Consider the following 13,581-nt stretch of genomic DNA (forward strand, 5'->3'; position numbering starts at 1 on the left):
GTTGCCGAGCCTTTTAATCAGGGATCTGTTCTTTTTGATCACCAGGGACATCCTGAATAAAGATATTAACACCCTGTTTTTTTATAAACTGAAGGTCGTCAAGATCTTGTCCGTTGACGTAAACTTTGCTGCTAATCTGTTTTTTACCTTCAGAAAAATGCATATTGCCTACGTTGACGTCATTAAGTTGAATACCGCCTTCAAGCAATCGTCTTACCGTTTGTGGTGTTCGGCAAATCAGAAAGATTTTCTGATGTGGCGCGGCCTTACCGATAACGTTTATGGTTTTATCTATGGAAAAAAAACGGATGCCAAAACCGTAAGTTTCAGCAGTAATGCCCATTAATTTCTGCTGAATCTCATCTTGAGCAACGTCATCATCAACAACGACCAACAGGTTCGCACCAATTGTGGATGTCCATGTGACACCAACTTGCCCATGTACTAATCGGTTATCAATGCGGGTTAATAGAATATTTGGACCACTCATACTTAAATCCTCACCATAAAAAGATTGAATAATATAGATTATTGAAATATATTATTATTGCAGTATCACATTTGAAAATTCATTCAGCATAATTAAAAAATACATCTCCTCTATTATTCGAATAATGAGTGCTACCTGACATTACGCAGATAGCACTCGTGAATAAAAAAGAAATATAACGATGGTTATGATGATTCGCAGGCAGCCATCAATTTGTTTGCTGACCCGCATACAGTGATTTTGCTACGTACCACCTCTTTCATAGCATCCATACCGACCCGCATGTAATAGCGAGGATCGTTGCCCTGCGGATTTTCCGCAAACCATGCTTTGACCGCATCGGCAAAAGCGATTTTCAGTTCGGTAGCCACATTAACTTTGCAAACGCCAAGCTCGATCGTGCGGCGGACGTATTCGTCAGGGACATCGCTTGCGCCATGCAGCACCAGCGGAATATCCACCACCTCACGAATTTCACCCAGCCGCTGGAAATCGATTTTGGGCGTTTTGGTGTACAAGCCGTGTGCTGTGCCGATGGCAACAGCAAGGCTATCTACGCCAGTACGCTCAACAAACCGTTTAGCTTCTTGTGGATCGGTTAGGAAGGCGCTTTCTGCATCCACGCTCATATCATCTTCTACGCCACCGAGGCGGCCCAGCTCAGCTTCCACGCTGCAATCTTTGGCATGGCAAAAATCCACAACGGATTTCACCAGCTTCACGTTTTCTTCAAACGGAAAGTGGCTGCCGTCAATCATTGCGCTGCGCACTCCTGCATTCACTTTACGACGGATATCGTCCAGCGACTCATGGTGATCGAGGTGCAGCGCAAGCGGTATTCCGTAGCTGATGGAATAAGCGCTGCACAGCGCGTAGATCTCTTCCAGCGCGATATGTTTAAAGGTGCCTGGCGTCCCGGCAAGGATCACCGGCGATTGCATTTCAGAGCACACTTCAAGGATCGCCTGGATCGTCTCGGCGTTATGAATGTTGAAGGCGGGTACGGCATAGCCCTTTTTTTGTGCATCCAGCAGGAGGTATTTCGTGGAAATAATGCTCATAAAACGATCCTTTTAGGCGTTCCAGGGATGAATAACAACGCCCTGTACAACGCGGTTCACAGTGCCGCTGGCAGAAGGCGTATCCGGTGTATTGCCGATATTGATGGATTGCGTTAAAGCAAAGACCTGGGCGTAGATCAGGAAGCAGAACGCCAATTCCATATCGATGAAAGTGCGTGCTGGTGGCAGCAGAATATGTGGGCCAGCTTCAATCACCTCATGGGTTTGTGCGGCAATCGCGACAACCCGCAATGCCTGCCGATCGCGGCGTAACTCTGCCAGCAGATCGAGATCGTATTGACGTGTATAGGGATGGTTGGAAACAAAGACTACTACCAGAGTTTCGTTATCAACCAGTGACTTCGGACCGTGACGAAAACCTGTCGGGGAGTCATAGAATGCAGCCAGTTTGCCTGCCGTCAGCTCCAGGACTTTCAGGGCCGATTCACGCGCGACGCCCTGTAATCCACCGCTACCGAGGTAGACGATCCGTTTCCAGGGCTCATTGCCAAATACGCCGTCGCTGAAATCGCCCAGTGAAGTCAGGATCGCCTGGCACCGATCGGCCACGTCGCGGAAGGTCTGACTGTTGATTTTCTCCGGGGCGAATACTGCCAGGCAGCTGGCCATCATGGTGGTAATGCTGCTGGTCATCGCGAAACCACGATCATGTGTCTCTGCGGGCATTAGCAGAGCAAAAGCATTGTCGCTTGCAACTGCGTTTTGATACAGGCTACCTGCTTCGTTACAGGTGATTGGCAGGTGATAACACTCAGGCACAAACTGATTAGCCAGCTCTACCGCAGCAACACTTTCAGGGCTGTTACCTGAGCGAGCGAAAGAAATGAGCAGCAGCGGATGTGCGGGATTCAGGTAATCCATCGGATTGGTGACCAGATCGGTGGTCGGTACAGCGCTGATGTTTTTACCGGTATAGCTTGCCAGCCAGGGGGCGATGATGTCGCCAATGAATGCTGATGTTCCGGCCCCGGTCAGTATGATCCGCAGATCGTTTTTGCGCAGTAATGGTGCGAGAAAGCTGTCAATGGCAGATCGAATGTTGTCGATATTCGTAAGGGAACGGATCCAACTGGCTGGTTGTTGACGGATCTCTTCTTCGGTCCAGGTGCCCGTTACCGCGGTAACAGGGGTATAGGTTTCTGGCATAACTTAAGTCCTTAGTCTTGTAAATTCCACATAAGACGCTGGCGAGAATGTCGCTATCTTTCGTTTCGTTTCACTTGTTCATCTTGTCGATTGATTAAAATCTATAGGAAAGAAATCGAAAGAGCAATAATCCAAAAGGAAATAAAACGAAATTTGTGATCGTGAGAACGAAGGATATGGTTATCTTATTGATCTATAAAGAAGAGGTTGATTGCGATGTGGATCGGTATTTCCATAAGCGAAAGGAAAAGAAAGGCCTTGCGATCGAAGACCGCAGGCCAACGGGATGCAAAATGAAAGGTCTAAAGGGGGAGAGCCTGACCCTGAATCCAAATCTGTTGTAAATATAGCCCGCTATTAAGCGCGATCGCGTCGGCTCGTTTTCCCACTGCTAACGATCCCAGTAGGCGATCGATACCTAACAAACGTGCGGGGTGGAGTGAGGCCATATGAATTGCCTCTTCTGCCGTTATCCCGGTGAGCTCGACCATATTACGTACGGCTGCATCAACCGAGAGCGTGCTACCAGCCAGGCCACCGGAAGCGGTACGCACAATACCACTGTGCATTTCAACCTCCTCACCGCAGAGCGTATAGCATCCGTCTGGCATTCCTGCAGCCTGCATGGCATCGGTGATCAGCACCAGTCTGTCTTTGGCGCAACAGCAGCAAAGCTTCATGGCCGCCGGGTGGACATGGTGTCCGTCAGCGATAAGTTCCAGCCAGGCGCGAGGGTCGGTTAAGCCTGCGCCAACCATTCCTGGCTCCCGATGATGTAAACCGGTCATACCGTTATAGCAGTGAACCAGTCCGTCAGCGCCGGCGTCAAAGGCTGCGCGGGTTTGTTCCCAGGTAGCTGCGCTGTGTCCCAGCATCACCCGTACGTTGCGCTGCTTCAGATGTTCGATGGCCTGCAATGCACCGGGTTTTTCTGGTGCCAGCGCAACGACGCGCAATGTTTGCTGGGAAATCGCAATCAGTTCATCCAGTTCACTGAGTTCCAGTTCCCTGAAAAGCTCAGGCGGGTGCGCCCCTTTGTTCTGCGGCGTAAAGTACGGGCCTTCAAGATAACTGCCCAGCACCTGTGCGCCGGGCCCTCCGAAATGGTAGCGATGGGCGATACGCTCAAGCGCCTTGTGAATATCCGGTAGTGGAGCGGTGACGGTAGTGGGTAGCCAGTTGGCTACCCCTTCACGTGCTTTGTGCATCGCCAGTTTGTCGAGCGTATCCGGTGCTTCATCCATCACATCGGCACCCGCGCCCCCGTGCACGTGGGTATCAATGTATGCCGGACAGAGCAGTTCAGCATCGCGGACCATAACGCCGGAAGGAATTGGCTCTATTGCCGCAATGATACCGTCTTCAACATGCAATTGATGATCGTCCAGCCAGCCCTGTTCTGTCAGTAGACGTCTGGCGCGCAGTAGCTGTGTCATATCCCTTCCTCAACGGGCTTTTCCTCACGGCAGCGTCCCAGTTCGTCCACCAGGCTGGTTAAACCCCGGTGCCCGCACTCCAGCGCTTGCAAACGAAACGCTTCGCTGCTCAGGCCGTCACGCTCCAGCACCATCTCCAGGAGCAGTTGCAGATTGGTACCGGTGATCACTTCAGTGCCTTGCCTTTGCATCGCCAGCGTGGAAGCGACGCGAAATGGCGTCCCGCCCAACAGGTCTGTCAGAAACACGATATCTTGCTGCGCATCCAGTTCACTCACCGCCTGTTCAAGTTGCGAAGTGAGTAAGGCAGTGGTAGAGGTTTCTGGAAAGTCGATGGCAATGAACTGAGTCTGTTCACCCAGAATCTGTTTCATCGCTTTTTCCATTCCGCTGGCAAACCCGCCATGACCCGTCAAAATAATACCTAACATCTACAACCCCTTATATTTACAGGAAATGACAGAACTTACCTACGACGCCGAGCACCACGGTAATGGCGATAAGGCGCAGAGGACTCCAGCCACGGCGGACCAGCCAGAACATGGTCAATGTGTAGACCAACGGCAAAAATGCAGGCATCAGCTTGTCTATCACGTCTGTTTGCAGTTTCACTACCGCATCGCCAGCTGTGATTTCCAGCGTAGTGCTCAGGCGAACATAGGTCGCTACCAGCGCACCGATCACCGTCATCCCTACGATGGATGCCGCATGTCCAACTTTTTTGGTGTTAGCTTTAATCAGCGGAATGGCAGCAACACCCATTCGATAAGCATAGTGTGCCAGCCCAAAGCGCAGACCAAGATGAACCACGTTGAACATAACAATAAAGACAACTGCGCCAAGAATAGAGCCTTGCAGCGCCAGGCTGGCACCGATACCGCCGCAAATAGGCAGTAACGTTAACCAGAACATGGCATCACCGATGCCGCCCAGCGGCGCACCCACGGCAATCTTGGTACTTTGAATACTGTTCACATCCTGCTTGGAGCGTTCCATCGCCAGGATAATCCCGATAACAAACGTGACCAGGAACGGGTGCGTGTTGAAGAAGCCCATATGGCCTTTCATCGAACGCGCCAGATCGCGCTTATTGGTATGGATCTTTTTCAGAGCAGGTAACAGGCCGTACAGCCATCCTGATGCCTGCATACGTTCGTAGTTAAAAGAGGCCTGCAACAGCATTGAACGCCAGGCAACACGGTTGATATCTTTTTTCGTCAGTTCGGCACCGATATTCTGGTCTTCGTAGACGTTTTCATTGGTGCCTGACAGCAGCGTTTCTTCGGTTTCGGAAACGTTCGGCAGAGCCGTTTGATTAGATGCCATCTTCGAATTCCTCTTTTTGTGCTGCGGGAGCTGTAGGTTCAGGTGATTTACGCAGAAAATCGATCAGCGCCATTGCCAGTGCTGCGGCGGCGATCGCCAGCACAGGGAGTTTGAGCCAGGCTGCGGCGACAAAACCCAGGATGAAATAGGGGATATAGACGTTTTTCATCATGATTTTCAGCAGTACGGCGAAGCCGATAGCTGGCATGATGCCGCCTGCCACACCCAGGCCGTCAATCAGACGCGTCGGCAGAACATCTATCGCGGTTTTGGCATGTTCCGCGCCAAAGTAAATCGGCAGGAACGCGCATAAAAAGTAGAAGGTCCCCAGCGCGAGCAACGCCAGATAGTTGACTCGCTCAATCCCGGCGGTATCGGCATTCGCTGCCATGCGATCGCAGCGAGCCATCACCCCGGACATCACAGAGAACAGGAAGGTAATCCCCATCTGTACTGCTACGGCAAACGGTACCGCCACACCTACGGCAACTTCAGGTTTCACCCCGGTCGTTATGGCAAACGTGGTTCCCACGATAGTGCCGATAATCACGTTTGGTGGCTGAGCTCCCGCCAGTGGGGCCAGACCCATCCACACCAGTTCCAGCGTACCACCTGTTAAAATACCGGTATGCAGATCGCCCAGAATCAGGCCGACCAGCGGCCCGAGAACAACCGGGCGGTGCATGTGCGTTAACCCGTTGAACATATCCAGGCCTGCAATAAAGGCGAGAATACCCAACGCAAAAGCCTGCAACAGACTGATTTCCATTGTGAATCCCTCAGAGAAGTTTATAGAGGTCCTGGGCGGGTTCTGTTGGAACGCCCTGAACGAAGCATTCCACTCCAGCGGCTTTGAGCCCGTTGAACGCCGTAATATCGGCAGCGTCTACAGAAACCGTTTTGGCGATTTGTTGCTTGCCGTTGGCGTAGTGCATATTGCCAACGTTGATTCGGTTAACAGGAACACCGCCTTCGACCAGACGGAAGAAATCCGCAGGCGATTTGCAGACCAACAGGATTTTCTGGCGATCGGCGGCACGGTGAATATTGTCGATCACTTTTTGTAGTGACCAGAAACGTACGGCGATCCCTTCTGCCAGTACCATTTCCATCAGGTTTTGCTGCACTGGATCTTCAGCCACCTCATCATTAGCGACCAGCACCAGGTTTGCCCCCGCAAACCCGACCCATTGCACACCAACCTGACCGTGAATCAGACGTTCATCAATGCGACTTAATACAATGTTTGGCATGGTATTTTTCTCTTTTTTGTTATGCGTTACGATCTGGAGCACCCAGGCAGGCGCAGTGATATTGCTGCAGTATGTCCTGAATATGGTTAATGATGAGTTCTCGCGGCGTGGCGCTGAGATCTCCCTCGCGCACTTTTACGTACTGCAAGGGTAAATACTGGCTAATCAGCGGTAGTGGAATAGGGTCGTCCGCCAGGTTACGTACCAGACGTTCAAATGCTTCATCAATCTGGCTGTCCGGCCAGTAGTAACGAACCCGATCAGAGTAGCTGTATCCACGGGCCAGACGGCGTGCGTTGCCATCACCGTGATAATGGCTCTGCCAGTACTCTGGTCTATCAAGCATTACGCTTTCCAGCACATGTCGCAGGCCCGAGCTGGCTTTTGCAGGCAGCAATTCTTCTTCAATGGCAGCTAACGAAAACAGCGCTTCGCGCAGGGCGAAGGTAAGCGCGGGTCCCACTTTCAGAATAGCGAAGTGGTCTATCACCAGATGGCGCAAGGACTGTGGCGTTTGGTAATCGGTAGAATGCGCTTCAAAAACCAGCGTGTCGTAGTCTTCCACCATTTTGCTGAGTGCCACGGCTTTCTGCGGTTGATAATCAATGATGTGCGTGTGGTCGAATTCAACGCCAGGTTGCACGACCAGGGCGATAATACGTGCCCATATACCTTCCAGCCCGCGCTTTTCAAAGGCGTGATAGTGGGCCTGCAGCGTTGCACGTGCGGCATCCGGCGTTGTTACCGCCAGTTCGGTTAACGCTTCGTGTGCGCCACCAGGAACCGGAACTTCTGTGCCAATCACATAGACCAGGTCAGACTCGCCAAAATGTGCCATACAGGTTTCTTCGGCGACTTTGGCCAGGCGTGAGGCGCGCTCAGCGACGATTTCATCCGTCAGTGGAACCGGGTCGTTGGCACAAGACATGCTGCAATCGAGGTGGATTTTTTTAAAGCCTGCGGCGACATAGCTCTTAATCAGATCGTCAGCATTGGCCATTGCCTGTTCCGCAGGCAGATTTTGCCAACGGTTTGGCCCGAGATGGTCTCCGCCGAGAATCAGCATATCCTGAGAAAAATCAAGCGAGTCGGCTAATCGGCAGACAAAACTGCGAAAATCGGCTGGCGTCATACCTGTATAGCCGCCAAACTGGTCAACCTGATTAGAGGTTGCTTCGATCAACAGCGGTGTATGATTGGCATGGGCGTAGCGTATTGCGGCTTCCAGTACGATTGGATGCGCGGAACAAACGGCATAAATCCCGTTTGCCTTCCCCCGTTTATGCTGCTCGACCATTTTAGTTAGATGTTTCACTTTCCTCTCCAGGTCAGATTACTGCGACATCAATCTTTCGTTTTGTTTCATTTAATACTGCATCATGGTGTTATAAAAATAAAACGAAAGATAATAGTTTTCCGATCTGTTTCACAAAAGAAACGCAATGAAAGGTTTCAGCGTAAGTTCGTCCGGCTCTTCCCTGCTTGCGGGGCTTGCATTCGCGTAAAAGAAAGGCGTTAATAGATAAAACGAAATAAAACGAAAGGTTCAACTAAAGGATTTCTTATGAGTAACACCGAGTCCTCTGCAGATAAGCGCGTTATTGGCACCAGCGAAAGACGTGAGCAGATCATCCAGCGGTTACGGCAGCAGGGAAGCGTTCAGGTTAACGATCTCTCCTTATTTTTTGGCGTCTCCACGGTCACTATTCGCAACGACCTCGCTTTTCTGGAAAAGCAGGGGATTGCGGTACGTGCCTATGGCGGAGCGCTGATTTGCGAAAGCAATGCGCCTGTTGTGGAGCCTTCTGTTGAAGATAAGAGTTCACTTAATACGGCAGTAAAACGCAGTATTGCCAGAGCAGCCGCAGAGCTGATTCAACCGGGACACCGCGTGATCCTTGACTCCGGTACCACGACCTATGAAATTGCCCGCCTGATGCGCCAGCATACTAATGTCATTGCTATGACCAACGGTATGAATGTCGCCAATGCGCTACTGGAAGCCGAAGGGGTTGAGCTGCTGATGACCGGCGGTCATTTACGTCGTCAGTCACAATCGTTTTATGGCGATCAGGCTGAGCAGTCGCTACAAAATTATCACTTCGACATGCTGTTTCTTGGCGTTGATGCTATTGATTTAGAGCGTGGTGTTAGTACGCACAACGAAGATGAAGCGCGTCTCAACCGTCGGATGTGTGAAGTGGCTGAACGTATTATTGTTGTTACCGACTCGACGAAGTTTAACCGCTCCAGCCTGCATAAGATCATTGATACCCAGAGGATCCATACCATCATTGTTGATGAAGATATCCCAGAGGAGAGCTTGCAGGAACTACGCCGCAGCGGTGTTGAAGTGATCATTGTTGAGTAGTCCCGCTCTAAAATTCAAAAATGTGATCCCATTCAATTAAACAAAAACAAACCATAAGCGAGCTTTTTTAGTAGCTCGCTTTCGTTTTTTTGCATGCTTCCCGTCTCTTTCTCGCATCTTACCCGTTTTGAGTCTTTTCATTTTTTCGGTTTTCTTCGTTTCGGTTTGCTAAAACGAAAGAAAATAGTCAGTTTTGGTTAAATTAAACGCTGAGTCTGTGCGCACAAATTCACCTTATTGCTTCTGATGTAATATATTCAAAAGAAAACGAAAGTGCTAAAGCGCTAAAACAAAACAACATGAATATTTGATGGAGCAATAGAAATGCTGGATAACTTAAGACGTCGCGAGCAAATAATTGATCTGCTGTGCGATCAGGGTAGCGTTCGTGTCGAGCCACTGAGCGTCCATTTTGGTGTGTCATCGGTCACGATCCGCAACGACTTACGTTATCTGGAGCAGAAAGGATGCGTCATGCGCTCCTACGGCGGTGCGGTTCTCAATCAGCACTTCGCCCTTGACCGGCCTTTGCAGGATAAGGACCGGCTGAATCGCGATGTGAAAACGCGTATTGCCGAAAAAGCAGCCAGCTTTGTGAAAGATGGTGACACGTTAATCCTCGATTCCGGTTCGACCACCACGCTCATTCCTCCAATGTTAAAGAATCGCCGCGATCTGGTGGTGATGACCAATGCGCTCAACATTGCGTGGGAACTGGCGAATTTTGAGCGCGTAGACGTCATGATCCTGGGAGGGAACGTCAGGCAAAGCGTCTATTCATTGTATGGCCCTTCAGCAGAACACCAGCTCAGACAATACCGGTTTGATAAGCTTTTTTTGGGCGTTGATGGATTCTGCCTGGAAGCGGGGATTACCACGCCACATCCGGGAGAAGCACATCTGAATCAGGTAATGTGTGAGGTTGCACAGGAGGTCACGGTAGTCGCTGACTCCAGCAAGTTTGGCCGCAAAAGTTTCTGTATGATTAGCGAAATCAGCGGGATTGACCGGGTGATTACCGACAGCGGTATCCCTGAAAATTATCACCGGACGTTAATCCAGCTTGGGGTGGATGTGGTGATTGCGGATGAATAACTGAAATTGCTGGCGAGATTTTCTCGCCAGCAGTGTTTTAGTGGGTCAGCGTACCCTGTTCAACCAGCAGCAATGCGGCACCGCGAACCCCGCTGGATGCACCATGGATGGCCGGGAATACGCGGGCAGGCTCTAATCCCGGGAACAAGTAACGTGACATGGCCTGCGGCAGCAACGTATAAATTTCCTCGATGTTGGAAACTCCACCGCCGAGAACAAAAGCATCGACATCCAGAATCAACTGCAATTGCGCCAGCGTACAACCCAACATATCAATCCATGCTTCTATGGTTGTAACGGCGCTGGCATTGCCATGACGATAATGCTCCAGCAGGGTCTCCATTTTGAGTTGTTCTCCACTGAAGTGTTTGTGGAGCCACAGTAAACCAGGACCGGATTGATAGCGTTCCAGACACCCTTGTAAGCCACAGCCGCACTTCAACTCCGGCAAGTGATAACGACGCATAAACGTTGCCGGAAGCGGTAAATGGCCGAACTCACTGGCCATTCGGTTGCGACCCCGATACAACTGACCGTCAATGACTAACCCTCCACCCATGCCGGTGCCAATAATGGCACCAAAAATTCGGGAGAACTGGCGAGCCTGCTGGGTATGGGCTTCCGAGAGTGCAAAACAGCAGCAGTCATTGTCCAGTTCAACCGAACGATTGAGGCGGTGGGCCAGATCGTTCATCACCTGGCGTCCTGTGAGGCATGGCACGTTAGATGACAGTAATTTTCCGGTATGTCTGTCCATAAGACCGGGCATGCCGATGCCAATTTTTCCTTGCGTTCCAGTCGCCCAGTCGGCGGTATCAATAAGTGAAGTAAAGGTCGAAAGAAAGAGTTCATAATCCTGCACTGGCGTGGCAACGCGCTTACGCCAGCAAACTTGCATTTCCTTATCAAAAGCGACAATTTCAGTTTTGGTTCCACCAATATCAACACCGTAAAACATGCCTCATCTCCTCCGGCTTCACAGCGTAACCAGACAGTTTTCCTTGCGAGCGCGCTCTGCGGCAAAGACCATTAAGTGACTTTCCAGTGATTCATCTGGGCCAGAAAGAATCATATTTTGATCGTTGGCCATCACTGCGTGGATAAAGCGATCCATCAGATAGTAATCGCCACCACCATGCCCCCCCATCTGGGTTTGTGTGCCAGCGGCGATCTCCTCGATCTGATGCACTGTTTCTTTGTCTGTCAGGAAATCAAACACCCGGATTTGCTCGCCATCACCTTCCAGATAACCTCTGGTGCCAAACAGGCGCGTTTTTCGATCTTCCATTTTGGTAAACGCGGTCATGGTAAAGGTCACTGTCTGTTGGTGGGCAAAACGTAAGTTAACAACCTGATGATCCACCACATCATTATCACAACGATAAACGCAACGACCATAAGGCCCATCGCGCAGCGCCTGGCGAACATTCTCTTCGCTAGGATCTGCAGTCAGCACCCGACGGAAGTGTGGAGTGCATTTGTGGTTTTCACCCAGATAAATTTTGCAGGCAGACCAGGGACAGGTTGCTTCAACCCGACAATCAAGGCAGCGGTCGGCGGCACCAGCAGGCTTATTCTCTTTCACAAAGTGACTCAGGCTACCAAATGATCCTACGTCCTGGCAGTTGTCGCTCATGATGTAGCGGATCCAGTCCAAATCATGACAGGATTTCTGTAACAACATAAATGACGATTCTGCTTCATTGCGCCAGTTACCACGTACAAACGAGTGCGCCTGATGCCAGTAACCTACGGGTTCGAGATGCTGCATGCTGACAATATCGCCAATTACGCCATCATCAAGCAGTGATTTCAGCTTTTGCGTATAGCGGGTGTAACGCAGGACGTGCGCGACGGCCAGTAATACGTTGTTGCGTTTGACCGCATCAATAATGATCCGGCAATCTTCTGGCGTAGGGGCGAGCGGTTTTTCCAGCAGAATGTGATAGCCGAGATTAGCAAACGCCACGGCAGGATCTTTGTGCATATTATCCTGCGTGCAAATAAGTACCACATCGGCCATTTTGGGTTGGGCCGCAGCTTCTTGCCAGTCGCAAAACACGTTATTTGGGTCAATCTTATGCTGTGCGACAAACTGCTGGCGGTATGCCTCTCTGGGCTCGGCAACGCCTACCACCTGCATTCTGTCTGGATGTTCAAGCGCATAGCGAGAATATATTTCTCCGCGCGCACCAGCCCCTACCACTAATACGGTCACTTTATTCGCACACATATAAACCTCTCATTTTTCACTTAGCCTGAATAACGGTCAGACCAAATTTTCTTCATGTTTTTTATCAAACAAAAAGGCGGCTTCCAGATTAAATTTCACTTTGATAGATTCACCGGGAAGTGGGGTCCAGTCGGGTGAGGAGTTAATACGTAAGATCATATGTTGCTCACCAATATCAAAATGCAGAAGGTCTTCGTTGCCCATCCTTTCTACGTTGGTAATGTGCGCATCGAACGCCGAGGCATCATGCTGCGAGGCTAACTGAATGGCCTCTGAGCGGATGCCAAACCAGACGCTGGAGTGCGGATATTGCTCCAGTAGGTTACTCAAGCGCGTATTTAATGGCAGGATTAAATTATCAGCCAGGCGCAGGCCACGAGTGCTGGGGTCAATATCAAGCAGCATAATATTCATTGCCGGATTACCAATAAAACCAGCAACAAATTTATTCCTGGGGTGATGGTAAATATTCCCTGGGGTATCCACCTGCATAATACGACCGCCATTTAGAACGCAAATCCTGTCTCCCATCGTCATCGCTTCAATCTGATCGTGCGTGACGTACACCATGGTTGCGCTCACGCCTTCGTGACGCAGTTGTCGATGCAGTTCTGTCAGCCGCACGCGCATTGAAACACGCAGTTTTGCATCCAGGTTGGACAGCGGCTCATCAAACAAAAAAACGTCTGGCTTACGCACGATGGCCCTGCCAACGGCTACGCGCTGGCATTGACCGCCTGAAAGCTGACCGGGCTTTTTGTCGAGCAATGTTTCGATTTCCAGCTTGTGTGCAGCTTCCCGGACGCGGATATCAATCTCTTCTTTGCTCATTTTCCCTAACAGACTGAATGCCATATTTTTATAAATCGTCATGTGGGGATAGAGGGCATAATTCTGGAAGACCATGGCAACGCCTCGCTCCTTTGGTAGCAGGTCGTTGACGCACTTCTCTCCGATTGCGATATGGCCATGAGTGATATCTTCCAGACCTGCAATCATGCGTAGCAGCGTTGATTTGGCGCAGCCTGATGGCCCGACAAACACCATGAATTCGCCGTCGTGGATTTCAAGATCAACGCCATGGATCGCCTGAAAGCCATTGGGATAGACTTTGCTTACTGCCTGTAATTGAATACCTGACATAACACT

14 protein-coding genes are annotated in these 13,581 nt (G+C 50.5%); 2 read left to right on the top strand and 12 right to left on the bottom strand.

Annotated features, from left to right (window positions below):
* Window positions 1-13: 13 nt before the first annotated feature.
* The 9 genes from agaB to kbaZ all read right to left on the bottom strand — a co-directional run bounded on the left by agaB (window position 14) and on the right by kbaZ (window position 8,030).
* Complete coding sequence (agaB, locus tag LY264_RS02860) at window positions 14-490, bottom strand: PTS galactosamine transporter subunit IIB (RefSeq protein ID WP_048225693.1); 477 nt, start codon at window positions 488-490, stop codon at window positions 14-16.
* A gap of 185 nt (window positions 491-675) precedes the next feature.
* Window positions 676-1,551: a tagatose-bisphosphate aldolase subunit KbaY gene (kbaY, locus tag LY264_RS02865; protein ID WP_048225690.1), complete on the bottom strand. Its 876-nt coding sequence runs from the start codon at window positions 1,549-1,551 to the stop codon at window positions 676-678.
* A gap of 12 nt (window positions 1,552-1,563) precedes the next feature.
* Entirely contained in the window at window positions 1,564-2,718 is a 1,155-nt protein-coding gene (locus LY264_RS02870) for an AgaS family sugar isomerase (RefSeq protein ID WP_048225688.1), read from the bottom strand.
* 302 nt (window positions 2,719-3,020) lie between these two features.
* Window positions 3,021-4,154, bottom strand: a complete 1,134-nt coding sequence (gene nagA, locus LY264_RS02875) for an N-acetylglucosamine-6-phosphate deacetylase (protein WP_048225687.1) — start codon at window positions 4,152-4,154, stop codon at window positions 3,021-3,023.
* Window positions 4,151-4,585: a PTS galactosamine/N-acetylgalactosamine transporter subunit IIA gene (gene agaF / locus LY264_RS02880; protein ID WP_038634146.1), complete on the bottom strand. Its 435-nt coding sequence runs from the start codon at window positions 4,583-4,585 to the stop codon at window positions 4,151-4,153. The genes nagA and agaF overlap by 4 nt, the downstream gene beginning before the upstream one ends.
* Before the next feature lie 16 nt (window positions 4,586-4,601).
* Window positions 4,602-5,480, bottom strand: coding sequence for a PTS N-acetylgalactosamine transporter subunit IID (agaE, locus tag LY264_RS02885; protein WP_003024929.1), 879 nt, complete (start codon window positions 5,478-5,480; stop codon window positions 4,602-4,604).
* Window positions 5,470-6,249 carry a PTS N-acetylgalactosamine transporter subunit IIC gene (gene agaW / locus LY264_RS02890; RefSeq protein WP_003839998.1) on the bottom strand — a complete coding sequence of 260 codons (780 nt, stop codon included), beginning with the start codon at window positions 6,247-6,249 and terminating at the stop codon, window positions 5,470-5,472. Before agaW ends, agaE begins: the two co-directional genes overlap by 11 nt.
* A gap of 10 nt (window positions 6,250-6,259) precedes the next feature.
* Window positions 6,260-6,733 (bottom strand): PTS N-acetylgalactosamine transporter subunit IIB, encoded by a 474-nt coding sequence (agaV, locus tag LY264_RS02895; RefSeq protein WP_003024925.1) that lies wholly within the window; start codon window positions 6,731-6,733, stop codon window positions 6,260-6,262.
* Window positions 6,734-6,752: 19 nt separating this feature from the next.
* Window positions 6,753-8,030, bottom strand: coding sequence for a tagatose-bisphosphate aldolase subunit KbaZ (kbaZ, locus tag LY264_RS02900; protein ID WP_048225685.1), 1,278 nt, complete (start codon window positions 8,028-8,030; stop codon window positions 6,753-6,755).
* Between the two features lie 267 nt (window positions 8,031-8,297).
* Here kbaZ and LY264_RS02905 point away from each other — a divergent pair, with 267 nt between their 5' ends.
* Both LY264_RS02905 and agaR read left to right on the top strand, forming a co-directional pair.
* Entirely contained in the window at window positions 8,298-9,104 is an 807-nt protein-coding gene (locus LY264_RS02905) for a DeoR family transcriptional regulator (protein ID WP_048225683.1), read from the top strand.
* Window positions 9,105-9,428: 324 nt separating this feature from the next.
* The gene (gene agaR / locus LY264_RS02910) at window positions 9,429-10,199 is read left to right on the top strand and encodes a transcriptional repressor AgaR (protein ID WP_003024920.1); all 771 of its coding nucleotides are present in this window, start codon (window positions 9,429-9,431) and stop codon (window positions 10,197-10,199) included.
* Between the two features lie 37 nt (window positions 10,200-10,236).
* On the opposite strand, the gene LY264_RS02915 is transcribed toward agaR, so the two are convergent.
* Genes LY264_RS02915 through LY264_RS02925 form a run of 3 tightly spaced genes read right to left on the bottom strand, consistent with a single transcriptional unit; the run spans window position 10,237 to window position 13,575 of the window.
* Window positions 10,237-11,157, bottom strand: coding sequence for an ROK family protein (locus tag LY264_RS02915; RefSeq protein ID WP_008785896.1), 921 nt, complete (start codon window positions 11,155-11,157; stop codon window positions 10,237-10,239).
* An 18-nt stretch (window positions 11,158-11,175) separates the two neighbouring features.
* Window positions 11,176-12,432, bottom strand: a complete 1,257-nt coding sequence (locus LY264_RS02920; RefSeq protein ID WP_048225681.1) for a Gfo/Idh/MocA family protein — start codon at window positions 12,430-12,432, stop codon at window positions 11,176-11,178.
* A gap of 36 nt (window positions 12,433-12,468) precedes the next feature.
* The gene (locus LY264_RS02925) at window positions 12,469-13,575 is read right to left on the bottom strand and encodes an ABC transporter ATP-binding protein (protein ID WP_042311210.1); all 1,107 of its coding nucleotides are present in this window, start codon (window positions 13,573-13,575) and stop codon (window positions 12,469-12,471) included.
* Window positions 13,576-13,581: the final 6 nt, after the last annotated feature.

This window comes from Citrobacter portucalensis, assembly GCF_023374935.1.
Taxonomy (GTDB): Bacteria; Pseudomonadota; Gammaproteobacteria; order Enterobacterales; family Enterobacteriaceae; genus Citrobacter; species Citrobacter portucalensis.